The 24,945-nt window shown below is 41.5% G+C and carries 22 protein-coding genes; 12 read left to right on the top strand and 10 right to left on the bottom strand.

Going from position 1 to position 24,945, the window contains the following annotated elements:
- Positions 1-26: 26 nt before the first annotated feature.
- From PY091_RS05935 to PY091_RS05910, 6 genes are all read left to right on the top strand, one after another.
- Positions 27-3,152, top strand: a complete 3,126-nt coding sequence (locus PY091_RS05935) for a VPS10 domain-containing protein (RefSeq protein WP_275648793.1) — start codon at positions 27-29, stop codon at positions 3,150-3,152.
- 18 nt (positions 3,153-3,170) lie between these two features.
- A complete protein-coding gene (locus PY091_RS05930; protein ID WP_275648792.1) occupies positions 3,171-3,716 on the top strand; it encodes a CopD family protein in 546 nt (181 codons plus the stop codon).
- Between the two features lie 178 nt (positions 3,717-3,894).
- A complete protein-coding gene (locus PY091_RS05925) occupies positions 3,895-5,307 on the top strand; it encodes a sensor histidine kinase (protein ID WP_275649431.1) in 1,413 nt (470 codons plus the stop codon).
- Between the two features lie 43 nt (positions 5,308-5,350).
- On the top strand, positions 5,351-6,133 hold the full coding sequence (locus PY091_RS05920) for an enoyl-CoA hydratase/isomerase family protein (RefSeq protein WP_275648791.1): 783 nt from the start codon (positions 5,351-5,353) through the stop codon (positions 6,131-6,133).
- 24 nt (positions 6,134-6,157) lie between these two features.
- Positions 6,158-7,714 carry a hypothetical protein gene (locus tag PY091_RS05915; RefSeq protein ID WP_275648790.1) on the top strand — a complete coding sequence of 519 codons (1,557 nt, stop codon included), beginning with the start codon at positions 6,158-6,160 and terminating at the stop codon, positions 7,712-7,714.
- A 140-nt stretch (positions 7,715-7,854) separates the two neighbouring features.
- Positions 7,855-8,928, top strand: coding sequence for a PA0069 family radical SAM protein (locus PY091_RS05910; protein ID WP_275648789.1), 1,074 nt, complete (start codon positions 7,855-7,857; stop codon positions 8,926-8,928).
- Positions 8,929-9,138: 210 nt separating this feature from the next.
- Here PY091_RS05910 and PY091_RS05905 read toward each other — a convergent pair whose 3' ends face one another.
- Positions 9,139-10,563, bottom strand: a complete 1,425-nt coding sequence (locus PY091_RS05905) for a Gfo/Idh/MocA family protein (protein WP_275648788.1) — start codon at positions 10,561-10,563, stop codon at positions 9,139-9,141.
- 189 nt (positions 10,564-10,752) lie between these two features.
- Here PY091_RS05905 and PY091_RS05900 point away from each other — a divergent pair, with 189 nt between their 5' ends.
- Positions 10,753-12,198 carry a glycosyltransferase family 2 protein gene (locus PY091_RS05900; RefSeq protein WP_417956729.1) on the top strand — a complete coding sequence of 482 codons (1,446 nt, stop codon included), beginning with the start codon at positions 10,753-10,755 and terminating at the stop codon, positions 12,196-12,198.
- An 11-nt stretch (positions 12,199-12,209) separates the two neighbouring features.
- Here the strand turns inward: PY091_RS05900 and PY091_RS05895 are convergent, their stop codons facing one another.
- The 3 genes from PY091_RS05895 to PY091_RS05885 form a co-directional block, all read right to left on the bottom strand.
- Positions 12,210-12,869 (bottom strand): HD domain-containing protein, encoded by a 660-nt coding sequence (locus PY091_RS05895; protein WP_275648787.1) that lies wholly within the window; start codon positions 12,867-12,869, stop codon positions 12,210-12,212.
- Positions 12,866-13,603, bottom strand: coding sequence for a lysophospholipid acyltransferase family protein (locus tag PY091_RS05890; protein ID WP_275648786.1), 738 nt, complete (start codon positions 13,601-13,603; stop codon positions 12,866-12,868). The genes PY091_RS05895 and PY091_RS05890 overlap by 4 nt, the downstream gene beginning before the upstream one ends.
- Positions 13,604-13,685: 82 nt before the next feature.
- Entirely contained in the window at positions 13,686-14,096 is a 411-nt protein-coding gene (locus PY091_RS05885; protein ID WP_275648785.1) for a BrxA/BrxB family bacilliredoxin, read from the bottom strand.
- Positions 14,097-14,218: 122 nt separating this feature from the next.
- Between PY091_RS05885 and PY091_RS05880 the strand changes: the two genes are divergently transcribed.
- Positions 14,219-14,956 carry a TerB family tellurite resistance protein gene (locus tag PY091_RS05880; RefSeq protein WP_275648784.1) on the top strand — a complete coding sequence of 246 codons (738 nt, stop codon included), beginning with the start codon at positions 14,219-14,221 and terminating at the stop codon, positions 14,954-14,956.
- On the opposite strand, the gene PY091_RS05875 is transcribed toward PY091_RS05880, so the two are convergent.
- Entirely contained in the window at positions 14,953-16,104 is a 1,152-nt protein-coding gene (locus tag PY091_RS05875; protein WP_275648783.1) for a PepSY-associated TM helix domain-containing protein, read from the bottom strand. The genes PY091_RS05880 and PY091_RS05875 overlap by 4 nt on opposite strands.
- A gap of 340 nt (positions 16,105-16,444) precedes the next feature.
- Here PY091_RS05875 and PY091_RS05870 point away from each other — a divergent pair, with 340 nt between their 5' ends.
- From PY091_RS05870 to PY091_RS05860, 3 genes are all read left to right on the top strand, one after another.
- Positions 16,445-17,029 carry a HupE/UreJ family protein gene (locus PY091_RS05870; RefSeq protein ID WP_275648782.1) on the top strand — a complete coding sequence of 195 codons (585 nt, stop codon included), beginning with the start codon at positions 16,445-16,447 and terminating at the stop codon, positions 17,027-17,029.
- Between the two features lie 85 nt (positions 17,030-17,114).
- Positions 17,115-17,552 (top strand): deoxycytidylate deaminase, encoded by a 438-nt coding sequence (locus PY091_RS05865; RefSeq protein WP_127136188.1) that lies wholly within the window; start codon positions 17,115-17,117, stop codon positions 17,550-17,552.
- A gap of 15 nt (positions 17,553-17,567) precedes the next feature.
- Entirely contained in the window at positions 17,568-19,196 is a 1,629-nt protein-coding gene (locus tag PY091_RS05860; protein WP_275648781.1) for a S41 family peptidase, read from the top strand.
- Position 19,197: 1 nt separating this feature from the next.
- Here PY091_RS05860 and PY091_RS05855 read toward each other — a convergent pair whose 3' ends face one another.
- Both PY091_RS05855 and PY091_RS05850 read right to left on the bottom strand, forming a co-directional pair.
- On the bottom strand, positions 19,198-19,398 hold the full coding sequence (locus PY091_RS05855; protein WP_275648780.1) for a hypothetical protein: 201 nt from the start codon (positions 19,396-19,398) through the stop codon (positions 19,198-19,200).
- Positions 19,399-19,407: 9 nt separating this feature from the next.
- Complete coding sequence (locus PY091_RS05850) at positions 19,408-19,992, bottom strand: MarC family protein (protein WP_275648779.1); 585 nt, start codon at positions 19,990-19,992, stop codon at positions 19,408-19,410.
- 122 nt (positions 19,993-20,114) lie between these two features.
- On the opposite strand from PY091_RS05850, the gene PY091_RS05845 reads away from it, so the two are divergent.
- A complete protein-coding gene (locus tag PY091_RS05845) occupies positions 20,115-20,684 on the top strand; it encodes a DUF3109 family protein (RefSeq protein ID WP_275648778.1) in 570 nt (189 codons plus the stop codon).
- Here PY091_RS05845 and PY091_RS05840 read toward each other — a convergent pair.
- From PY091_RS05840 to PY091_RS05830, 3 genes are all read right to left on the bottom strand, one after another.
- A complete protein-coding gene (locus PY091_RS05840; protein WP_275648777.1) occupies positions 20,677-22,644 on the bottom strand; it encodes a tetratricopeptide repeat-containing sensor histidine kinase in 1,968 nt (655 codons plus the stop codon). The genes PY091_RS05845 and PY091_RS05840 overlap by 8 nt on opposite strands.
- Positions 22,645-22,659: 15 nt before the next feature.
- Positions 22,660-23,394, bottom strand: a complete 735-nt coding sequence (locus tag PY091_RS05835) for a LytR/AlgR family response regulator transcription factor (protein WP_275648776.1) — start codon at positions 23,392-23,394, stop codon at positions 22,660-22,662.
- A 1,065-nt stretch (positions 23,395-24,459) separates the two neighbouring features.
- On the bottom strand, positions 24,460-24,945 hold a 486-nt coding region (locus tag PY091_RS05830), incomplete at its 5' end, for a gluconate 2-dehydrogenase subunit 3 family protein (RefSeq protein ID WP_275648775.1).

The following is a 24,945-nucleotide window of genomic DNA, read 5'->3' as shown; positions in this document are numbered from 1 at the left end:
ACTTCTTATACAAACCAACCATCACCATGAAAAAAGGATTTCTTTTTTTGTTGAGTGTATTTTTTGTAACACTCACCTTTGCACAAACAGCCAACGATTATTTTAACCCGATGAAGTTTAGGAACATTGGCCCGTATAGGGGTGGACGTTCCGTGACGGCAAGCGGTGTTGTGGGCGACCCACTTACCTATTATATGGGAACCACTGGAGGAGGGCTTTGGAAAACCACCAATGCCGGAGGACAATGGGAGAATATCTCGGACGGTTTTTTTGAGATGGGTTCGGTGGGAGCCGTAACTGTTTCACCATCAAGTCCAAATATTGTATACTGTGGTATGGGTGAGCACGCTCCGAGAGGGGTAATGACATCTTACGGTGATGGTATGTACAAATCCAACGATGCAGGAAAAACATGGATCAAGCTGGGCCTCGAGAAAACACAGCATATTTCACGTATCATTGTCCATCCAACAAATCCGGACATTGTTTATGTGGCCGCACAGGGAGCATTGTACGCTCCAAACCAAGAAAGAGGCGTGTACCGTTCCATGGATGGCGGAAAAACATGGGAGAAGATCCTATATGTAAATGAAGGAACCGGAGCTGCTGAACTTTCCATGGATGCAAACAACCCTTTGGTGCTTTACGCGGCCATGTGGGAACATCAGCGTAAACCCAATAAAGTAATTAGTGGTGGACCGGGAAGCGGTCTATATAAATCCACCGATGGCGGAGATACTTGGAAAGAGATGACCAAAGGTCTTCCAGAGGAAAAAGGTAAAATGGCCATCGCGGTAAGTGCCGCAAATTCGGATAAGGTTTATGCGGTTGTTGAAAGTGATTCCAATCAAGATAAGGGAGGTCTCTTCGTTTCCAATGATGCCGGTGAAAGCTGGCATATGGTGAGCGGTGACAACCGATTGGTACAGCGTGCATGGTACTACATCGAAGTGTTTGCAGACCCCAATGATGAGGATACGGTATACGTTCTCAGTGCTTCCATGTTCCGTTCGGAAGATGGGGGTAAATCCTGGGAGACCATTTCCGTACCCCATGGAGATACGCATGATCTTTGGATCAATCCGGACAATTCCAACAACATTCTTTTGGCCGATGATGGGGGCGCCACTATTTCCTATGACTATGGGGAAACCTGGACATTACAGGACAATATGCCAACCGCACAGTTTTATCGCATCAATACCGATAACCTTTTTCCTTATAACATTTACGGAGGCCAACAGGACAATACTTCTGTTAAAATTGCGAGCCTATCCTTAGGCCGATGGAGCATAGGAAGGGAAGATTGGCATTATTCCGCTGGAGGAGAAAGCGCATTTTTGGGCTTTGACCCTGATGATCCGCAATATGTTATGGGCGGTAGTTATTTGGGGACTATTGAATTGTTGGATATGCAATCCAAAATGTCCAGTAACGTTATGGCTGCACCCATTCAATATTTGGGACGCGATGCCCGCGACATGAAATACCTGTACAATTGGAATGCACCCATAATCTGGTCCAAACATGAGCCAGGAACCTTTTACCATGGAGCTCAATTGGTACTACGAACAAGGGATAATGGCGTAACATGGGAAGAAATATCCCCGGACCTTACGCGTGACCAAGATGAATTGCAAGGGAAAGGTGGCGGACCTTATACCAACGAGGCTGTAGGTGCGGAGAATTATGGAACCTTGGCCTACCTGATTGAATCACCACATGAGGCAGGAGTTTTGATTACCGGTAGTGATGATGGTTTGGTATACATCACAAAAAATGGAGGAACATCCTGGGAAGAAATTACCCCAAAAGGCCTAAAGGAATGTTTGGTGAACGCCATTGAAGTATCTCCACACGATCCAGGCACTTTTTACATTGCCACCACTAGATATAAATTCAACGATTATACTCCTGGAATTTACAAGAGTACCGATTATGGGAAAAGCTGGACTAACATTAATGATGGAATACCTTATGGGGCTTTTACCCGGGTAGTACGTGAAGACCAAGACCAAAAAGGACTGCTCTACGCTGGAACGGAGAAAGGACTTTATGTATCGTGGAACGATGGCAAAAAATGGGAACCCCTACAATTGAATTTGCCAAAAACTCCCATCACTGACCTAAAGGTGCACCAGGGAGATATGATAGTGGCAACATCAGGAAGGAGTTTTTGGATATTGGACAACATCACCACTCTTGCACAGTATAAGGGAAAAACGGATGCATTGAAAGTTTATAAGCCAGAGGAAGCCATTCACGGATATTGGGGGAGTCAGCTCAACAGCAATTCCAAAATTGTTACCGGTACCAATCCGTTCGAAGGGGTAAATCCCGCCAATGGTATGGTCATTTATTACAACCTACCAGAACAAATGGATTCCACAGAAGTAACCATGGAAATTACGGATAGTAAGGGCAGGGCTGTACGTAGTTTTAGTTCCAAAAAAAATGAAAGCTATATTCCGCACAATGGAGGTGGAGCTCCTCCAAAACCAGTTTTGGGTATGGACAAAGGGTTGAACCGTTTTGTTTGGGACCTAAAAACACCTATAGTACCTGGTATACCCGGTGTGTATATTGAGGCAGATTTTACAGGCCATAAGGTGCCACCTGGCTACTATACTATTAAGATCAAGACAGGGGATAAAGAGGTGGCAACACAAGGTGTCATTGTACCTACTCCAAACACTGATATGACCCAAGAACGTTTTGAAGAACACCATGCGATTATGATGGATTTTGAAACCAAGCTCACCGACATGCACAACAAGGTGAACAAGTTAAAAGAGGTTCAGGGACAGTTGGAATCTATCCTAAAGGATTTAAAAGATGAGGATCTTAAAAAACAAGGTCAAGCGTTGTTGGATAAACTAAAGGAATGGGATGGGGAAATGGTCCAAAGAAAATCCCAGGCATATGACGACGTGGAGAACTTTCCCAATAAGTTTACTGCGGAATATATGTTTGTGATGAACCATAGCAATAGCGCACTGCCCCAAATCAATAAACCATCAAAAGATAGAAAGGCTGAACTGGATGCTCAATGGATTGGATTAAAACAAAGAGCAGAGACCTTGATGAATTCAGAAATACCTAATTTTAATACCAAACTTTGGGAAAATGGCATTGGTGCCATTCGTATGTAACATCTAAAAGTCAATACATTGCTTTATCCATATATAAAATCGTTGCACTTAATCTTTGTAGTGACCTGGTTTGCAGGACTTTTCTATATTCCAAGACTCTTTATCTATCATATCGAGTCTTGGCAGAAACCTTCACCGGATAAGGAAATCCTTACGGACCAATTAAAGTTGATGACCAAGCGCTTGTGGTATATTATCACATGGCCATCGGCTGTTTTATGCACCTTGACCGCGATTTGGTTATTGATTTTGATGCCCGCCTGGTTACAGCAGCCTTGGATGCACGTAAAACTTGCCTTTGTACTGTTGCTTTTCGGGTATCATTTTAAGTGTCATCAAATTTTTAAACAATTGCAACGCGATGAGGTAAAATACACCTCAAAGTTTATGCGGTTATGGAATGAGGTAGCTACCATTATCTTGTTTGCGGTGGTATTTTTAGTGGTCTTGAAAAGTGCCTTTAATTGGGTATACGGTATTGTTGGTATGTTTGTTTTGATGGTTTTGTTGATGCTGGGCATTCGATGGTACAAAAAGGTAAGGGACCGGAATCCCAATGCATAGCAAATCCAACCTCAAGATAGAGCCCAGGTTTGGGTAAACCGATTTTGTCCTATGAGTTGGATTTGAACTTGATCATGGTAATTGCCATCTTATTTGGCTCGATAATTGCTTAAATTTAACGTTAAATCAAGCGAGCTTGTTAAGAAAACTCTCCTTAAGGTCACGTATTTTCTTTGCCATGATCACCTTGGTAGTAGTTGCCTCTGTGCTCATTGCCGGGGTAACGGTATATCAATATAAAGAGCAGGGAAACGATTATCACAACGAGCGTCTGGAACGTAAAGAGGAGCAATTGATCAAGAGTATCAATTACACCTTAAAGGAGACTACGTACCCCATATCCACGGAAAATCTACACCTAATTTTTAGCGAGGAAATCTATGATATAGCCAATATTCAGAACGTAAACTTTAATATTTACGACCTGGAAGGCAATCTGATCAAAAGCTCTAGACCTTCTTTTGAGTCCAACTCCATAGCCACTTGTTTGGATGCAGAGATCTTAAATTTTTTGAGGGAAAGTGGGGAAACACGTTTTGTTGAGGAGAAAAGAGCTGCTGGAGATAGCTATCAATCCACTTACACTTATATCTACGATCTTAAGTTCAAGCCAATTGGTATATTGCACCTTCCCTATTTTGAAGACAACACCTTCAACAATATGGAACTTCGGGAGTTTCTCTTTAGGTTGGGATTGGTGTATGTGCTCATGTTGATCGTTGCCATTATTTTGGCCTACTTTATTTCCAAATACATTACCAGATCGCTTCAGACCATATCCGATAAGATCAACCGTACCAACTTGACCCATCAAAATGAGAAGATCCATTTGGAGAGCCCCGGTGAGGAAATCGGAAAGTTGGTGGACTCGTACAACCGAATGATCGATGAGTTGGAAGAGAGCGCCGTAAAACTGGCCCGTAGCGAAAGGGAACAGGCCTGGAGGGAGATGGCCAAACAAGTGGCCCATGAGATAAAGAACCCATTGACTCCTTTAAGGCTTTCTGTACAAAGTTTTGAACGCAAATTCGATCCCGAAGATCCAGATATCCACAAAAAGGTGAAGGAATTCTCTAAAACTTTGATTCAGCAGATAGATACCATGAGCAATATCGCTACGGCCTTTTCCAGTTTTGCGGACATGCCGGCACAGCAGAATGAGACCCTGAACGTGGTGAAGGTGGTTCGATTGGCCTTGGAAATCTTTAATGAGGACTATATTCATTTTATCGCCGATGAGGAAGAAATCGTGGCAAAGCTGGATCGTACGCAGCTCATTAGGGTTATTACCAATTTGGTCAAAAATGCAATACAGGCCGTGCCCGATGTGGAATCACCTCGAATTCTGGTAACGGTCGCCTCGGCCGATGACCAAGTGAAAATTTCAATAGCCGATAACGGAATGGGCATATCGGATGAAAATAAAAGTAGAATTTTTGAACCTAAGTTTACCACAAAATCGAGTGGTACCGGTTTGGGCTTGGGAATGGTAAAGAACATTGTGGAAAACTACGGAGGAACCATTAACTTTACTTCTCAAGTTGGGAAGGGTACGGTGTTTTGTATCCAATTTCCTAAAGAACTAAAATAATAATGGCGGACGATCATGGAAACCGTCTCAAACATCAGTATATATGGATTTCGAGAACATTTACATTGAAGAGGAGAACAATTTGGCCACCATCACCATAAACAGACCCAAAAAACTGAATGCCCTCAACAAGAGAACCATAGAGGAACTGCACGTTGCTTTCAAGGAACTGGACGAAGACGAGGATACCAAAGTGATCATTATTACCGGAAGTGGGGAAAAGGCGTTTGTGGCAGGTGCGGATATCTCTGAATTTTCGAATTATTCCGTAAAGGAGGGCAGACAGTTGGCCGCTGCTGGGCAGCGCAACCTTTTCGATTTTGTGGAAAACCTTTCGACCCCAGTGATCGCGGCTATCAATGGGTTTGCTCTAGGCGGTGGTCTGGAACTTGCCATGGCCTGCCACTTTAGGGTTGCCAGTAGCAATGCCAGAATGGGACTTCCGGAAGTTTCCTTGGGTGTAATCCCTGGTTATGGTGGTACACAAAGGCTGCCGCAATTAATTGGAAAGGGACGTGCCATGGAAATGATCATGACAGCCGGAATGATCGATTCAGATAAGGCTTTTGGCTATGGATTGGTCAACCATGTAGTTTCCCAGGAGGAACTGTTGCCCTTTTGTATTAAAATAGCAGGCAGGATATCGAATAATTCCACTGTGGCGATCAAGCATGCAATAAAAGCCGTAAATGCTGGTTTTATGTATGACGCTGATGGCTATTCGGTGGAGATTGATGCTTTTGGCAGCTGCTTTGGTACTGATGACTTTAAAGAGGGTACCTCTGCATTTTTGGAGAAACGCAAAGCTGATTTCCCCGGGTCATGACCATCGGCTTAACCAAGCCAAATCATGAAAAAAAACCTCTTGTTCCTATTTTGTCTTGTGCTCATCGGTATGTCGGTTACAGCACAAAAAATGCCTGTCTCCTACGATTTTGGAGAAAAATATAAAGACCGTTACCGATATTCCAATCTTATGGCCATCGATGAGGATGATTCCGGTGGTTATGTTTTGGTCCGTGCCTATTATCAAGGTTTGATTTTAAGACCAAAGGGCTATCTCATAGAAAGATATAATAAGGATTTGGAACTGGTCTCCGAATATAATTATAAGATAAAAGGTCTCGATTTTGTAAATGGATTTCTAAAAAATGGTCAATTGCACCTATTGTTCCTCAACTACAATGATGGTAGAGGTGAATATGAATATTGGGCACATTCCAGTCCAATTATAGATTTCAATTTTAAAGAGAAAAAGTTGTTGTCCATAGCTTCGGAAGCAGTGGACGATCCCGTAGGAAAAAATTATTATAACCGGGATTTTTCCCGTGGTTTCACTACTGCAATTCTCTTTGATGAGGATAAGAAAGGATTTGTGATCAGTACTCATCACAAAAAGGGGAAAAGCAACAAGCATATGATCCATATGTTCGATACGGCTCTCAATAAAAAGTTTGAATACGATTTCTCAGATGAAATCGAAGAGAAGAACTATGCTTTTGAAAATGTCGCATTTTCAACGGACTTGCAAACAGCCTATATTGTGGGTAAGGCCTATTTTAAAAAGAGACGTTTTAGGGTCGATGAAAGAAAATTTCAGTACGAACTTATCAAAGTGTCCCAATTCGGCAACGTAACGCAATCGTTTGTGGACCCGGGGAAGTATCCAGAAGCACTATACCCGGTTATGGTTGATGATAAATTGGTCTGTGTTGGGTTTTACGCCGATAGAAAGGACAATAGATATAATGGGATTGCTTATTTCAATGTAGATCCTGGATCTTTGGCTATCCGTTCTCAAAAATATAATCCCTTCTCACAACAATTCATGGATGATAAATTCGGACGCGAAGAGGACAAGGACATCAAAAACTTGGTGTTTAAAAATGTTGAGGTGACCGATGATGAACAAATCTTTTTCAACGCCGAGGAATATTTCGTGAGCATCGGATTGGAGACCACAGGTGCGGGTCAAAGGGTAAAGATCGAGCGTTTCCACCATAACGATATTGTGAGTGTGAAACTGGATGGCAATGGAAATATGGAGTGGGCCAGAAATATCAACAAGACCGAGGTGACCCAAGGCGATGGGGCTTATGCTTCTTACAGTTCCTTTTGCAAAGATGGTACTACATACTTTTTTATCTGCACTGCTGCAGAGAACCCACAACTGATCAACAACGAACGCTTGATCTTCAAACAAGGTTTTAGTAGAAACCGAAATGTGTTCATGATTTCGTTGGATGAAAACGGGATAATGGATTACGAAAAAATCATTGATCAACAAGAGGCAAGATTGCCTCTTATGGTATCCAAGCCACTCAAGGACGAAAAGGATGAAAAAATGTTGTTTTATGCAAAAAGGGGCAGTCGTAAACAGCTCGTAAAAGTTGATTTTAAGCGTTAATCCCTTAGATACAAAATTGGAGGCCCCTATTTTTCAGAGGCTTTTTCTTTTTGACAGGGATTAATCCTGCCACAATAACTCCAATTTTATCGCAAAGCTAAACAGGAAAAAATCCATATATTTGGAATAAATCCAATATTGTGGAATCCGGTGAATTTTTAAAAGGTAGAGGGGCACAACAAAACACAAGCAATAGGTTTTTAAGGCATGTGTTTGAAATGAGGGAAGATTTTTTGGAATTCTGCCGTTTGGAAGGTGAAGAAGCGGAAAGTAACCGTACAGAATATATCACCATATTTCCAAAATCCATAGTCAATAAAGTGGATAGCCCAGATGTGGGAATGGGATATTCTATGAATCCTTACCAAGGTTGCGAACACGGCTGCGTATATTGCTATGCCCGCAATAGCCATGAATATTGGGGCTACAATGCAGGTTTGGATTTCGAACGCAGGATATTGGTCAAAAAATCAGCTCCCGAGCTTTTGGCGACCAAGATCAAGCATAAAAAATGGAAAGCGCAAACAATCGTTTTGTCCGGGAATACGGATTGTTATCAACCTGCTGAGCAAAAATTCCAATTGACCAGAGAATGCCTCAAAGTTTTTTTTAAGTACCGTCATCCAGTTGGATTGATTACCAAGAATTCTTTGCTGTTGCGTGATTTGGATATTTTAAAGGAGTTGAACAAATATGGATTGATCGGTGTAAATATTTCGATTACGACACTTTCCGAAACTACGAGGAGACAACTGGAACCCAGGACCGCCTCCATAGACAAAAGATTACGGGCGATTGAGATACTATCAGAAAATAACATCCCGGTAAATGCAATGTTGGCACCTATAATCCCAGGAATCAATTCTCATGAAATATTCTCGTTGGCAAAGGCAGCGGCAGATCATGGTGCGCTTTCTTTTGGCATAACCGTCGTAAGGCTCAATGGAGCAATAGGGCAAATATTTTCGGACTGGTTGCAAAAGACCATGCCCGACCGGGCAGAGAAAGTGTTACATCAAATACAGGATTGCCATGGGGGTAGCCTAAACGATAGTCGTTTTGGTACAAGGACCCGAGGTGAAGGGAAAATAGCGCAACAGATTCACGAAATGGCCCAAATTGCAAGGAAGCGGTATTTTAAAGACCGTAGTTTCCCTGACTTAAATACCGGACTTCATCAGGAATATAAGGATGGACAGATGAAATTGTTCTAAATTACCAAGGCAATAATTGATCAAGGTACATCATTACAAGAAGCTTAATACCGATCAACTTTCCATCTTAAATATCAATAAGTAGATTCTTCATTCCATCTGGAATAAAATGGTCGTTCTTTCTGAAAATCATTTGTAATTCAGGCCGAACCAAGAATCAATATAAAAAATGGCCCTTTTTAGGGCCATTTTTTAATTAGCGAGCAAGGATTATTTCAGTTCCCAACCTTCACGGTAGTCTCTGGTCACCCAATCGTTCGCTTTGTCATAGTTGGTAATTTTCATATGGTCACCGTCCCAAAGCAGTTTTCTTCTTCCAGGAAATGCATAGGGTGCCCAATCGCCGACCTTTTTCCCTTCTTTCAATTCCTTATACTGATAAGCTTTCACGGCCAAGTTCCCCATAAGTACTGTTTCAGTTAGTCTTCCTGCTTTTTCAAAGTTGGACGAAGTCGGAGTTCCGTTCTGGCATCCATCTACAAAGTTGGCGAAATGTCCCTCTATCCCTCCAGGAACCCTGTCGTATTTGGGGGCTGGTGATTTATAGAGGCCCATCATTTCTGATGGCAACAATCTTGCATTTTGGGAATAGGTATCACATACCAAAATTCCTTTTTCTCCATACATTACGGTACCACCGCCCGTGTCTCCGATGGACTCATCATCCTTAAGTTCGTCCGGAAGGTCTGGTTTTAAACCGCCATCGTACCAATTAAGTGCAATGTCTCCATGCTCTTCATGCTCGAACTTCAAATGTATTTTGGACGAGGGAGGACAAGAATGACTGTAATCCGCTTCCACAAAATCATCTACCCAAACAGTAGTGCAGCTTGCCTCAGCTTCTTTTGGATAACCAAGGTCCAGAACACTGAACGGGGTTTCCATGATATGACATCCCATATCACCTAAGGCGCCGGTACCAAAATCCCAAAAGCCCCTCCATTTAAAAGGAAGGTAAGCGTCGTTGTAATCTCTCATTTTTGCAGGCCCCAACCATAGGTCCCAATCCAATTCTCTCGGTATACGGTCTTTTTTTGTGGGCATAGGAACGCCTTGTGGCCAAACTGGGCGGTTGGTCCAACAATCTATGGTATGTACTTTACCAATGATTCCGGATTCGACCCATTCGCGTGCAATACGGCTACCATCACTGGAAGCACCTTGGTTGCCCATTTGTGTCACGATTCCTTTTTCCCTTGCGACCTGGGTCATCAATCGTGCCTCATAAATATTGTGGGTCAATGGTTTTTCCACATAGGCATGCTTTTTTTCTCGCATAAAAGGCAGGGAAATCGTTGCGTGTGTATGGTCCGGGGTCGCGACGGCTATGGCATCTATATCGTTTAAATGTGCATCAAAAACTTTTCTAAAGTCCTTATAACGTTTTACATCCGGAAATTGTTCATAGGTTTGTTGGGCCCTGCGATCATCCACATCACAAAAGGCCACAAATTTTACCCTTCCCGTATCGTTTAGGCCATTTATTACATTGTTTCCCCTTCCACCAACGCCAAAACCGGCTACATACAATGTATCGCTGGGCGCAATATGGTTTTTGCCCAATACGTGGCTGGGAACAATGGAAAATGCGGCTGAGGCAGCAGCGGCATTTTTGATGAACTTTCTTCTTTGCATTTTGTTTAGTTTGATTTATGTGAAACCACAAGATACAAAAAACTCAAGGAGAAGGAACATTCAAACTTTTCTATTCGGTTGCACCATTCTATCCAGTTAATCTTGAATTGCGTTAAAGTATTTTTAAATCAAATCTAAAAAGCCTTTTTGATCGTAAATGACCAGAACACTGATTAGAATTTAAATTATATGAAAAACAAAGACTCGCGTCAAAATAAGGGGAATAACTACAATCTTAGATCAAAGACCATGGGTGCTGAAAACAAGGTCAACTTATTTAATTACATACGCAACTTTTTTGAGACAGCTGATGCTTGGGGGGTCTTTGTGATGGGCAGTACTTTTGTTTCAATGCTCGGTTCCGCCTATCTCGTTTATATTTTACAAGTCGATTTTGAACAGTTCAAGATTGAAAGAATGAGGACAACATTTGGATGGTCGTTCATGATTTTGGCTGCTATCTTGTTTGTTTTTAAGATAAGCTTCTTTATTTATACCATCTATAGGTATTTTAAGTATAAGCCGATTTCTTCCGTTTCGGACGAGCAACTCCCTAGTTGTACTGTGATAGTACCGGCATATAATGAGGGCAAGCAGGTCTATCATACATTGATCAGCCTTGCAGAAAGTGATTATCCCGTGGCAAAGTTGGAACTTCTTGCAATAGATGATGGGAGTCAAGATGATACTTGGGATTGGATACAGGAAGCAAAAAAAGAGCTGGGAGAAAGTGTATCTATTTATAGACAGCCTAAAAACATGGGTAAAAGACATGCCCTTTATCGTGGTTTCAATGAAGGTTCGGGAGAAATTTTTGTCACAGTTGACAGTGACTCCATTGTTAAAGCGGATACACTTAGGAGCTTGGTAAGTCCTTTTGTTTCCGATCCAAAGTGTGGTGCGGTGGCCGGAAATATTCGCGTCCTGAACAATGAAAAGGCCTTGTTGCCAAAAATGTTGGATGTGAGCTTTGTGCTTAGTTTTGAGTTTGTAAGGTCTGCGGAGAGCAGTCTAAAGTCGGTTCTTTGTACTCCGGGTGCATTGGCAGCCTATAGAAGAACCGCTGTTTTTGCGTGTTTGCCGGATTGGATAAATCAAACATTCATGGGCAAACCTTCCGATATCGGGGAGGATAGGGCCATGACCAATATGATCCTCAAACAAGGTTGCCATGTACTGTTCCAAAGAAATGCATATTGCTATACCAATGTCCCGGAAAAATATAAAGGACTCTACAAAATGTTTATCAGGTGGGGAAGAAGTAATGTAAGGGAGAATATTGAAATGTCTAAATATGTTTTTCGGAATTTTCGGAAAGGACCCAAAGCAGGTACAAGATTTTTGTTCATGAGCCAGTTTCTAAGAATTATCATGAGCTATCCACTTTTGATCTTTATGTTATTTTTTATTTTTACACATCCGTTATTGTTTATCAGTTCCACTTTACTGAGTATTTTGGTGGTTACCTCATTTCCAGTAATTTTTTATGCTAGACGATACGAATTGTCAGAATCTTTCTGGGCCTATTCCTACAGTATCCTTTATACGTTCGGGCTATTTTGGATTACACCATATGCCATTGCGACTGCCAATAAAAGAGGTTGGCTGACACGTAGTCTGTCGAATAAAAAATAAAAGTGGTCAACCTATTTTTGAATACCGGTCTCTTTAAAGAATCGCTCAAGAAAAAGCTCCATAAACCGATGCCTTTCTTGAGCCAATTTTTTACCAGTATCGGTATTCATTTTATCCTTGAGCAACAGTAATTTTTCATAGAAATGGTTAATGGTCGGGGCAGATGATTTTTTGTATTCCTCCTTGCTCATATTAAGGTTGGGAGGCACATTTGGATCATAGAGTTCCCTGTTCTTGAAACCACCATAATTAAATGCCCTGGCAATCCCTACGGCGCCGATAGCATCCAATCGGTCGGCATCTTGCACTATTTCAAGTTCTTTGGAGCTGAAGGACGCCCTGTTTTTATCCAAACTGTTCTTAAAGGACATATGTTCAATGATCAGAACAACGTGGTCAATGGTTTCCTGTTCAACACCTTGTGAAACCAGGAATTTTTTCGCCGTTTCAGGCCCGATATGCTCATCCCCGTCATGAAATTTTGGATCTGCAATATCATGTAGCAGTGCAGCCAATAGGACGACCATGCCATCCGCATTTTCATGTTTCAATAATAGTTGCGATGTACGGTAAACACGATCTATATGGAACCAATCATGCCCGCCTTCCGCGTTTTTAAGTTCGCTCTTGACAAAATCTATGGTATTTTGTAGTAGTTGCTCTTCTTTCATTGCTCAGTTTTCACCCCAGATACTATTTTGCTCTCAATTTTGGATATAAGGTCATCGGCATTTCCGTTGTTTTCCATCGGGGGATGTACTTCAAATGTTACATGTGAGCCCAATCCCATTGGAAATTTACCATAACGTAGTAATTTCCAGGAATTGTTTATGCTGATGGGAACAATTAGTGCAGATGGAGCATTTTTCATCATTACCTTAATTCCAGTGGTCCTAAAAGGTTTAGGTACCCCATTACGACTTCGGGTTCCTTCTGGAAAAATTACGGCACTTCGGTTGTTCTCCTCTATGTAATTTGCCAATTTTTGAAGCTCTGCAATCGATTGCTTGGGATCTTTTCTATCGATCAAAGCAGAACCGCCATGCCTTAGGTTGAAGGAAACACTTGGTATTCCCTTTCCCAATTCTATTTTGCTCACAAATTTTGGATGGTACTTGCGCATATACCAGATAATGGGAGGGATATCGTACATGCTTTGGTGATTGGTAACGATGATCAAAGGTCTGTCCACAGGAATATCTTGCCTGTTCTTAAAACTGTACCTGGTTCCCAATACATTGGTACATCGCATTAAGAACCAATTTAGAACAGAAACACTTCTTTTATGGGCATTATATCCAAAAACATTAAGGCATATCCATTGTATGGGATGGAATATGACCAATACCAATCCAAAAAGCAAAAAGAAGATGACGGTCAGTGGGTATGATAGCAGTTTGATCACGTAAACTAGTTTATTGGTTTGGGTAAAAATAAAAAAACCACCCTTTTGGGTGGTGTATTCCGTATTCTAAATTTTACTGGTGTTAGCAAAACTCATTATAGGCCTCCATCAAGTTTTCAGCGATAAGTTCCGCAGGTCTTCCTTCGATGTGGTGCCTTTCTATCATGTGCACCAATTCTCCATCCTTAAATAAAGCCATGCTTGGGGAAGAAGGAGGAAATGGCACCATGTGGTTTCTAGCAGTTGCTACAGCATCCATGTCGACACCTGCAAAAACGGTCACCAAATTATCGGGGGTCTTACTGTTCTGTAGGCTCAATTTTGCTGCTGGTCTAGCGTTGGCCGCTGCACACCCACAAACGGAATTAACGACCACCAAGGTGGTTCCGTCCTTTTTTAGGGCATTATCAACAGCTTCGCTGGTATGTAGTTCTTCAAACCCGGCTCCGGCCAAGTCTTCGCGCATAGGTTTTACCAATTCTTCTGGGTACATAGACTTCTTTTTGATTATTGTACAAAGATAATGTATTATAGGGTTTTTTTCATCACCCTTAACATAGCTTAAAGCTTTGTTTATCTATCAAACCCCTATCTTTGAGCTTTAATTTTTGAAATATGATCAAGTGGATAGCCGCTTTTCTCGGTTATTTTTTATTTAGATTTCCTGGTGCTGTTTTAGGGTTTATAGTGGGTACTTTTTTGGATAATTTTGGAAGTTCTGGCAAAAGATCGGGTTCCATATTTCAAAATGTGACCCAACAAACGGTTTCACCGGCTGATTTTGAGTTGAACCTATTGTCGCTCTGCTCAATAATAATAAAGGCAGATGGTCAGGTGAACCAACGTGAGCTGGATTATGTACGCCAATATTTTTTGAGTACGTACGGCAAGGAAAAGGCCAATGCCATCTTCAGGACTTTTAACGATGTTATAAAAAAGCGGGAAATATCTACGCAACGGATATGCAACTTTATGGTTCAGCGGACCCGTTATGAGGTGCGCTTACAAATGCTTCACTTTTTGTTCGGCATTGCCCAGTCGGATGGGAACGTTAGCAAAGCGGAAGTGGAGAAATTAAAGGAGATTGCGGGATATTTTAGAGTGGGACGGCACGACTTTGAAAGTATTATGGCAATGTTTATCAAATCGGCCGACAATGCCTATAAGATATTGGAAATAGAAAAGAGTGCCACCGATGAAGAGGTGAAAAAGGCATATAGGAATATGGCCAAAAAGTACCATCCCGATCGTGTCGTAACCGAAAACGAAGCCATCAGAAACGGTGCTGAAGAAAAGTTCAAAGAGGTCCAAAAAGCCTATGAGACCATACAGCGGGAGCGAGGTCTTTCCTAAGCAGTAGCCAAACTTCTTCTTCTTTTTCTCTTCTTTTTAAGTTTGTTGATATAGATAATAGTGCCGGTGACCGGCAAGCTGGTACCTATAAGGCAAGCTAAGAAATAGAGCCATTTACTGAATCCCCCATATATAGTTCCGGTATGGATCGGCTTAATGGCCGAGGCTATTTTAACGTTCAGTGGCTTGTCCGCGTAGATATCCTTGCTGATCACTTGTCCGGACTGATGCACGTTTAGCCTGTCCTGTGCCACGGTGGACCATGAATCGTCCGCTAATTTTCTAAAACCGTAAACGGGGTTCTTTTCGTTGGGTAAACTAACGGTCAGGGTGCCTTCATAGTTCAATTCTCTATTGGCTATGGCAATGGCCTCCTCAAGATTGATAGTTCTTCCATTGTCAAAACTATCCAAGTCTACCTCCTGGCCACCACGATTGCCGAATACCCTTGTGCCCATAATGGCGCTTAGACCATCACGATATCCTTCAAAGGACCAGCAAAGCCCGGTGATCCCCATGATCAATATCAAAATACAGGAATAAAAGCCTAAGGTATTGTGCAAGTCGTGGTTGATACGCTTCCAATTTGCATTGGTCTTTATTTTAAAACCAGATTTTACAGTTTTCCATTTTACTTTTTTTGGGAACCATAGTACTATTCCAGAAATTGCCAGAATAAGGAAAATAATCGTGGCGATTCCAACAATGGGCCTGCCCCACTTTATGTCCATCATCAACCATCGGTGCATACGGAACATGCTGAACATAAATTTGTCCATTCCGGTTTCTTTTGGCGCCAAAACCTCTGCGGTATATGGATTCACTTCATAGGTGGTTCCCCTACGTTGTTTAGGATCTTCTTTGATGGAAAATTGATATGGTGAATTTTCAGCGGTAGGGATGGTCATTCCTGTAATGGTCCCTTTAGCCCGGATGTTAGGATCATTGACCAAACTGCTGAGTGATTTTTTGGGTCCTGTAGCCTCCACAGTAAGTTTTTCCTTGAACCATCCTTCAATTTCCTTTTCAAAAGTTAGAATGGTCCCACTTAAGCAGACCAAGAACAAAATTATTCCGCTCACTAGTCCCAACCAAAGGTGTACATCATTGATAAAAGTTCGTATACCGTATTTTTTCTTTTTTCCCATATGTATTATGTGCCCTGTTCCGTGGGGGCAATTTTAAATTATTTTAATCGATCCTGTATATTACGACTCCACTTTTATCGAATCGTTTAATAATTGTTGATTCGTTCGGTGTTTTCATAGAATTCACGACAAAATTTTGGTTAGGCAATAGATTGATTCCTATCGTAACACGCCGCTAAATTCCAAATAAACAATTCACTTTTTGATAATGAACTGCAAATATAACGGCTGGTTTAAAAATTACAATTATTATTTGGATTAAATATAAATAAAATTAATGGAGTTTTATTCTTAACACTGGCAAATGGTTTTTAATGGTTAAATTTGATATCAAAAGCTTATGCAGGAATTTCTGTTCTACATCAAACTTGGACTCAACCACGTGTTGGATTTTGGAGCGTACGACCATATTTTGTTCCTTTCCGCCCTAGCGGTTCCCTTCACCTTCAAATATTGGAAACGAGTGGTCATCTTGGCCACAATCTTCACAATTGCACATTGTACATCATTGGCTCTTTCGGTTTATGAGGTAGTGACCGTGGATGTGGGTCTTATTGAATTCCTAATTCCTGTCACCATTTTACTAACGGCGCTTTTTAATTTCGCCTATGTATACAAAGAAGCATTGGATGTAGGTTTATTTCTCCACATTTTGGCCACTGCTTTTTTTGGATTGATACATGGTTTCGGTTTTTCCAATTATTTTAAGATGTTGATGGCGGAAGAGGAGGACAAGATTACACCACTTTTGGGATTTGCAGCCGGTATCGAATTGTCTCAGGTTACCATTATTTTGATCGTTTTGGCCATAGCATTTGTTGTTTTGGACCTATTAAAGGTCAAGCGTTCAATATTTATTACGATCGTCTCCATTTTGATCATTGCCATTACAATACCCTTGCTAATTGCGACGTTCCCATTGTAGGTCCTTCGTTAAAATTTATCGAATAAGGTTGTAAGGGTCTCCCAAAGCAGGTATATTTATTTAATTATCAGCGTTTTTTGCATTTATGAAGGCAAGCAAACAAGAAAAATATGATAAGGCTTACTTACGAATGGCCCAAGAGTGGGGCAAACTTTCGTATTGTAAACGAAGACAGGTGGGCGCAATCATAGTTAAGGATAGAATGATCATTTCCGATGGATACAATGGAACGCCCACTGGATTTGAGAACTTTTGTGAGGACGATGAAGGGTATACCAAATGGTATGTGCTCCATGCCGAAGCCAATGCCATTCTAAAAGTTGCTTCTTCCACCCAATCTTGCGTGGGTGCTACGTTGTACATTACCCTGTCCCCATGCAGGGAATGCAGTAAGCTTGTTCACCAAGCTGGCATAAAACGTGTGGTATACCAAAGTGCATACAAAGATGACTCTGGTATTAAATTTCTAGAAAGGGCAGGAGTTGAAATCGTCCATATGCCCGTTTTGGAAGAAATGGTTTAAAACCATAATTGCTATATGAAAAAGATCAAAGGATATATTTGGCCCACCCTACTGGCATTGGCAGTAGCCATTGGTATTTTTATAGGGGGCAAACTGCATTTTAACGATTCTCCTGAGAAACTCTTCTCCACCAACTCAAAAAAGGACAAGCTCAATAGGCTCATCGACTATATAGATTATGAATATGTTGATGATGTGGATACGGATAGCATTGTAGATGTTACCGTAAACAACATTTTGGGCAAACTGGACCCGCACTCCGTATACATTCCCAAAGATGAAATGAAGGATGTTGCTGAGAATATGAAGGGCGATTTTGCAGGAATCGGTGTAAGTTTCTATATGTTCAGGGATACGATTACCGTGATCAGGACCATTAAAAATGGTCCAAGCTACATCAGTGGTATAAAACCGGGTGACCGCATACTAATGGCCGATAAGGATACTCTATTTGGCAGAAGAATTGCAAATGATGATGTAGTGTCCACATTAAAAGGAAAAATAGGTACCAAAGTAAATTTAAAGGTGTTCAGGAAGACCGATAATAGAATGATGGATGTCCCTGTTGTTCGCGATAGGGTGCCGATCAGAAGTGTGGAAGCCTATTATATGCTTACCAAGGACATGGGCTACATCAAGATCAATCGGTTTGCAGAATCCACTTTTGATGAATTCAAGGATGCCCTCCGAAAATTAAAATTACGCGGTGCAGAGAAACTGACATTGGATCTTAGGGACAATCCCGGTGGTTATTTGGGAATTGCCGAAAAGTTGGCAGATGAATTTTTGGGAGAGGATAAACTGATTTTGTTCACCAAGAACAAGAAAGGAAGAATCAGCAAAGCCTATGCGACAAGAAAAGGTGATTTTGAGGATAAGCCCGTATATGTCCTGATCAACGAGCGTTCTGCATCGGCCAGTGAAATTATTGCCGGGGCTCTACAGGACAACGACATAGGGACCATTGTAGGGCGCCGCTCCTTTGGCAAGGGATTGGTGCAACGTGAAATGGACTTAGGAGATGGCTCTGCCGTTCGGTTGACCGTTTCTAGGTATTATACACCAACGGGGCGATCCATCCAGAAATCCTACAAGAATGGAAACCATGACTACTATAAACGGTTCATGGAACGATATGCCAGTGGTGAGCTTAGCTCAGCGGACAGTATCAAGGTGGCCGACTCCTTAAAATTTGTGACACCAAAAGGCAAGGTGGTTTATGGAGGGGGGGGGATTATTCCCGATGTTTTCGTTCCGATCGGGAGCAATCAGGAAGAAGCCATTGAAAGCATGGACGACACTTATCAGTTTTTTGCACGTTTTGTTTTTGAACATTTGGAGGAGGACAGAACCCTTTATGACCACTATGAACAAAATGAATTCTTGGATGAATTCCACGTGGATGATATCCTGTTCGATAAGTTTATCCAGTTCGTACTTGACCGCAAGGTAAAGTTGGATTTCTATGCCTATGAGGATAAGATAAAGGCTTATTTAAAGGCCAATATCGCCGAGCAGCTGTATTCCCCTAATCTTTCCGCTCAGATCAAAGGTGATTTTGATGCAATGTTAAGACGGGTCAAAGCCTTGGACAGGGCGGAAATCGACCAATCACAAATAGGGGTGATAGATATTAAGCCCTAACTTACTTTTTTAGTTTTTTGTCGATTTTTTTAGAAGTCATAAAAATCAACATTAGAACAATGGCGCACAAGGAAGCCACTATTCCGATAAGGGCAATGGTGCTATCGCCTTGAATCGGGTCCTGAAAATCCACCAAGGTAACGTTATAGGCAATAAGTGCCAGGGCAAGTATAATTAAAACTATAGCAAATGTCTTGTTCATATCTGAATGTTAAGCAGTATGCGAGAGCAGCTCATTTACATTGGTGGCAAAAAGTTTTACGGCAATCGCCATAAGAATTACCCCAAAAACCTTTCTAATGATGTTGAGACCATTTTTGCCCAAAATCCGTTCAATACGAGCGCTCGATTTTAGCACGATATACACAAAGATAACGTTTATAATTATGGCCACTATAATGTTTTCCACATGATACTCTGCCCTCAGCGATAAAATGGAGGTCAGGGTCCCTGCTCCTGCAATCAAAGGAAAAGCAATAGGTACTATGGAGGCTGTTTCTGGCTCATCATCCTTATAAAGCGAAATCCCCAAGATCATTTCAATGGCCAAAAAGAAAATAATAAATGCACCGGCCACGGCAAATGAGTTTACATCGATACCAATTAGGGAAAGAATGCTTTCACCAACAAATAAGAAAGCGATCATAATCGATGTAGCTACTATCGAAGCTTTTTCCGATTGAACATGCCCCACTTTTTTTCGCAACGACAAGATAATGGGGATACTTCCCAAAATATCTATTACGGCAAACAATATCATCCCAGCGGTAGCTATCTCCTTAAAGTTAAAATTCATACCCTTGTTTTTTTCGGACGGCAAATTTACGTGTAAAAAATACTTTTGGACTATATAAAATGTTTAGAAATCATCAATTTTTTGGTTTTGGTTTACCTTTGTCCAAAAACTAAGGGTCGACTATGTTCCAGATAGGAAAAACCATTGTGTCCGAGGAAATATTGCAGAACGATTTTGTGTGCAACCTCAATGCCTGTAAAGGTGCTTGTTGTGTAGGTGGGGAGTATGGAGCTCCTTTGGAGGACTCCGAAACCGATAAACTCCTGAACATCTATGATAAGGTCAAACCCTTTTTAAGGCCAGAAGGAATCGCGGCCATTGAGGAACATGGCACTTTTGTGAAGGGTGAAGACGGAGAATGGGAAACCCCTTTGGTAAACAACAATGAATGTGCCTATGTTATATTTACCGCTAAGGGAGTGGCCAAATGCGGGTTAGAAGCTGCTTATGAGGCAGGTGTGACCAAATGGAAGAAACCTATATCCTGTTACCTATATCCTGTGCGGACCAGGGAGTATTCCGAATTCACTGCGGTAAATTATCATAAATGGGAAATATGTGACCCTGCTTGCGCGCTGGGAGAAGAACTGAAAGTGCCGATTTATAAGTTTGTGAAGGATGCACTCATCAAAAAATTTGGAAAGGCCTGGTACCAAGAACTTGAAGAGGTGGCCGCAGAAAATTCTAAATAGTAGGAATATCCAGCACAACCTTGGTTCCGTTTGGATTGCCATACTCATCGAACAGGTCCAATATATCAACATCGAACTTGTTCTGGTAGTCCTTGGCAAAATTGGCCAATCGTTCCTTGGTGATGCGAATACCAAGCGATTTGCGTTTTAGCACCCTATTTTCCTTATTGACCTCTGCCATGGTCCTCCCAACGCCATTGTCCACAATTTCAATGGTCACATGGCCTCTGTCCTTGTGTTTTACATTGATTTGAATTTTCTTGTCACCGTCTTTCGGGGACAGACCGTGCCATAAGGAGTTTTCCAGGAAAGGCTGCAATGTTAACGAAGGAATTTTGATATTGTCGATGTTAATGTCCTCTTCTACATTGATCTTAAAATCGATCTCGTTCGAAAAACGAATATTTTCAATATTCATATAGAGTTCCATGGTACCCAGTTCTTCGGATAGGGGAATTTCCTTTTGTGAGGAAGCTTCCAAAATCTTCCGGACCAGTTTGGAAAATTTGTTCAAATAATGGACTGCATTCTTTTGCTCATTATTGATGATGTAAAGCTTTATGGAGTTCAACGAATTGAACAAGAAATGCGGGTTCATTTGGCTACGAAGCATCTGTTGCTCCAGGGTAAGCACCTTTTTTTCGTTTTTATTCTGGTACTGGCGGTATAGGATGTAAAGGATGGAAGAAATAAGGCCTACGATCAGTGCGCTCACCAACAATGTCGTTTGGTTCTTTTTTAGTCTTAAACGAACAATTTCGTTCTCCTTGGCCAAAACAGCGATTTGGTTGTTTTTTTTGTCGTTTTCATACTTAACGATAATATCGTTCATGTACCTAAGGTTGGTAGCACTGGAAATTTGCTTGTCGTATTCGTCAGCCTTTTTATATAACTCATAGGCATTTTTAAAGTTACCCCTTGTGTTTTCCAGTTCGGACATACGCTCATAGGCATAAAGGATATTGCTGGGGATGTTTCTGTTCTGGGCCATTTCCAGGCCTTCCTCCAAAAAGCTCTGGGCTTCATCAAAATTGCCCAATTTCGTGTGTGCCCAACCAGTGTTGATGTACACTACAGAGGTAATTGAGTAATCCCCAATTCTTTTGGATTCCTCCTGTAGCGGTTCTAATAGCACCAATGCCAAATAGGGCATATCCTGCTTAAGGTATATCTGTGCCAAGCTGTTTTTACAGATTACGCGGCCAATATCGGAATCGATTTCCTCATTGTAAGCCAAGGACTTTCGGTAGTTTTCCAAGGCACCTTCCAGGTCGCCCTTTTCCTCCATGCAATGGCCAATGTTTTGGTGGTTGATTGCCAGTCCCAGCTTGTTCCCGAGTTCTTCCTCCAACTTCAAGGCTCTTTTGAATTGGAGTATGGCCAAATCGTATTGCTCCAACGTTTGGTATAGATTCCCTATTCCGTTCAGGGCCACATTTATGCTTCTTTTAATGTGGTTGGATGGATCTTCCACCTGTTCGGCAAGCTCTAGGGCCTTTTGGTTGTAATCCAAGGCAGTTTTTATCGCATCTGTCCGTCTGTACACTACACCGAGCATATTGAGACTTAGGACCTTAAAATCGGTATTGTTCGCTTCCTCAGAGGCGGCCAGGGCTTCTTCGTGGAAGCCGACTGCCTTTTTGTATTGGGAAATGTTCCTGTATTTCATACCCAAATGGTTCAGGGCATAAGCTTTACCTTCTAGATAGTCGTATTCCTCGCTCAGCTTAACAAAATATCGCAAAAGAACAGTGTCCCTTTTTTCCTCTTGAAGTTCTGCGTCCAGCGATTCATAGGTTCGAGGTTGAAGCTGAACCAATGTTTCGGCCTTGTCTTTAAACTCTTCCGGTATTTCCTGAGCCGATAATATGCCCAAAAACGAAAACAAGATAGTACTGAACAAAAAGGTTCTTTGCTTACGATACAGGTTTTCGATAAGATGGAACTTTACTATAGGCACGGGAACATTTTGGGATTAGAGCATATCTAAAAAATCGGATTTTTTTTGCCTGGAGACAGGTATTTTATGGTTCGATTCCAAGACCACATAACCATCGGTCTTAAGGAACTCTTTTATCTTATTAAGATTGATAATGTACGAATTGTGAATCCTAAAAAAGCTGTTTTCGGGTAACAGTGCATTCACCTCTTTAAGTTTTTTTGTGAGCAGGATCTTTTGTCCATCGGTAAGGAAAATAGTGCTGTAATTTCCATCCGATTCAGCGTACAATATATCCTCACTGTTTAAAAAGACCAATTTTCCGTCGGTATTGATGGTGATTTTTTTGCTCTGTGATTCCGAATTGAAGTTGAGCAAGATTTTTTCGAGTCGCTCTACCGTAAGGTTTTTGGCATTGAACTTTTTGATTTTGGCGATCGTTTCCTCTAGATCATCCGTGTCAATGGGCTTTAAAAGATAGTCAATGGCCTCATTTTTTAAGGCTTGGAGCGCATACTGATTGTAGGCCGTGGTAATAACTACGGGAAAGTCCTTGTTCTTAAGGTTTTTGATAAATTGAAAACCGTCCATAGCAGGCATCTCAATATCCAAAAACAAGCAGTCCGGTGTGTTTTTTTCAAGATAATCCAAGGCCTCCCGTGCATCGGTAAAGGATGCAATTATATCCACTTCATCGCTTAAATTGGTCAATTCCCAACTCAAACTCTGGAGTGCCTTGATCTCATCGTCGACTATTACGGCTTCTAGCATAATATAGTATAGGTAATTTCAAATTTAGGATTATTCTGCAGATGGTAATAAAATTATGTGTTAATGGATATTTAGTACGTATAACTTGCATAAAAAGTCAAATCAAGAGAAAAAGCACTTGGTTTTCAATACCTAAACACCATTCATGGTCAAACAGTCGTCAAAATGGGAAAATTGAAAAACCAATTATACATAAAAAGGGACAGTTTATACATAGAGCTTCCTCCCACGCCCTTATCTTAATTATATTCGGCTTGTCAAAAATTGGGCACAATTTGAAATAGCCAGAAAATGAGAAAATGTGCAGTTTTATTTTTGATACTTGTAGCGGCTTTGATTTTTGCTGCGGTATCTGAAAGAAGTAGTGAAGAACTTGGTTCCAAATGGAATGAAGTTGCTATCAGAAAATAATAGCTCTTAGAAATTTTGTATTACCAGATAAATTGTACGGCCACAGCAACCAATCTTTTTCGATTGTTTAACCGCTTGCACAATTAATCTTCTGCATGACAAAATCTAATTTGATTTTAGGTTTCGGGGGAACTACCTAGGACAATATGGATTTATAACCCTCATGTTTGAAGAGGCCGTACTCTTTGGTAATATTTGGCCACGTGCCTGTTCATCATAAAAGCAAGACCATGTAAGTATTATTGTTATACTTCTTGGTCTTTTTTTGTTTGTTACAATTAGGTTTGAAAAATTTGTTTAAGTCGGTCTTGGGTCTAGATATCAACATTTTATGTTAAAAACTTTGCGATTCCAACGCCCTGTTTTTCTTTAGGATGTAAAGGCTTTTTTAAATCTTTGCTTTGTTGATTCCAGAATTAATTTTTGGGGATTACAATATATTGACGGTCAATCGGAAATGGAAACAATGTATATGGTTTTGATTTAAGTTGTTCGGCAAGTTCAATCGTACCGTTTATCGGTATACGTGATAGTGTTTATTGATTTAGTACCTCGGATAAGTTCACCCCACGCTCGAACATTCCGAGGTATTTTTTTTGCACAAAAAAAGCCTCCCGTAGAGGAGGCTTTGTTTTGTTGATGTATGCTTTGGGCCTATAGGGACCATGCCTTTCCACCGGTGAGGGTCTGTAGGTCGCCACAGGCGACGTACTCCCCTGGTATGGGCAGATAGGCCAGTACCTCTTCGCCCACATATTCTGAGGACTTGTAGGCCCAAGTGGCCAGGTCCCTCAGGTCGTTGGCAAAGGAGAAGCGCGCGATATCGTCGTCAAGACTGGCCTCGCCTCCCTGCATAATGGCCTGCATATAGCTCATGATGGCCTCGGAATGTGCCTCTTCCTCCTCATCGGAACGTTTCCTCAGATAGGCCTGCAGCGCAGGTTCTATGTCCGCGGGCTCTATGTCCATCAAGCTTTCCTTTCCGGAATCGGCCAGGACCTTGTCGTAGAACTTGTTCATTTTCATGACCACGAACTCCCTTTGCTCCAAGGGCATGACCTCGTCGAGGTATGCATCGATGAAGGTGTGCACGTTCACTTCCGTAGCGGAAGGGGTATCTGTCTTGGGAAGGATCACATC

The sequence above is a fragment of the Flagellimonas okinawensis genome (assembly GCF_029194005.1).
Lineage (GTDB): Bacteria > Bacteroidota > Bacteroidia > Flavobacteriales > Flavobacteriaceae > Flagellimonas > Flagellimonas okinawensis.
Note: the sequence above shows the minus strand (reverse complement) of the source record. Positions and strands in the feature narration are given on the sequence as shown.

Excerpts from the sequence above, each read along its gene's own strand:
- PY091_RS05935 (WP_275648793.1), top strand. The coding sequence starts at position 27 with ATGAAAAAAGGATTTCTTTTTTTGTTGAGTGTATTTTTTGTAACACTC.
- PY091_RS05925 (WP_275649431.1), top strand. The coding sequence starts at position 3,895 with ATGATCACCTTGGTAGTAGTTGCCTCTGTGCTCATTGCCGGGGTAACG.
- PY091_RS05920 (WP_275648791.1), top strand. The coding sequence starts at position 5,351 with ATGGATTTCGAGAACATTTACATTGAAGAGGAGAACAATTTGGCCACC.
- PY091_RS05915 (WP_275648790.1), top strand. The coding sequence starts at position 6,158 with ATGAAAAAAAACCTCTTGTTCCTATTTTGTCTTGTGCTCATCGGTATG.
- PY091_RS05905 (WP_275648788.1), bottom strand. The coding sequence starts at position 10,563 with ATGCAAAGAAGAAAGTTCATCAAAAATGCCGCTGCTGCCTCAGCCGCA.
- PY091_RS05900 (WP_417956729.1), top strand. The coding sequence starts at position 10,753 with ATGAAAAACAAAGACTCGCGTCAAAATAAGGGGAATAACTACAATCTT.
- PY091_RS05895 (WP_275648787.1), bottom strand. The coding sequence starts at position 12,869 with ATGAAAGAAGAGCAACTACTACAAAATACCATAGATTTTGTCAAGAGC.
- PY091_RS05885 (WP_275648785.1), bottom strand. The coding sequence starts at position 14,096 with ATGTACCCAGAAGAATTGGTAAAACCTATGCGCGAAGACTTGGCCGGA.
- PY091_RS05880 (WP_275648784.1), top strand. The coding sequence starts at position 14,219 with ATGATCAAGTGGATAGCCGCTTTTCTCGGTTATTTTTTATTTAGATTT.
- PY091_RS05875 (WP_275648783.1), bottom strand. The coding sequence starts at position 16,104 with ATGGGAAAAAAGAAAAAATACGGTATACGAACTTTTATCAATGATGTA.
- PY091_RS05870 (WP_275648782.1), top strand. The coding sequence starts at position 16,445 with ATGCAGGAATTTCTGTTCTACATCAAACTTGGACTCAACCACGTGTTG.
- PY091_RS05865 (WP_127136188.1), top strand. The coding sequence starts at position 17,115 with ATGAAGGCAAGCAAACAAGAAAAATATGATAAGGCTTACTTACGAATG.
- PY091_RS05860 (WP_275648781.1), top strand. The coding sequence starts at position 17,568 with ATGAAAAAGATCAAAGGATATATTTGGCCCACCCTACTGGCATTGGCA.
- PY091_RS05855 (WP_275648780.1), bottom strand. The coding sequence starts at position 19,398 with ATGAACAAGACATTTGCTATAGTTTTAATTATACTTGCCCTGGCACTT.
- PY091_RS05850 (WP_275648779.1), bottom strand. The coding sequence starts at position 19,992 with ATGAATTTTAACTTTAAGGAGATAGCTACCGCTGGGATGATATTGTTT.
- PY091_RS05845 (WP_275648778.1), top strand. The coding sequence starts at position 20,115 with ATGTTCCAGATAGGAAAAACCATTGTGTCCGAGGAAATATTGCAGAAC.
- PY091_RS05835 (WP_275648776.1), bottom strand. The coding sequence starts at position 23,394 with ATGCTAGAAGCCGTAATAGTCGACGATGAGATCAAGGCACTCCAGAGT.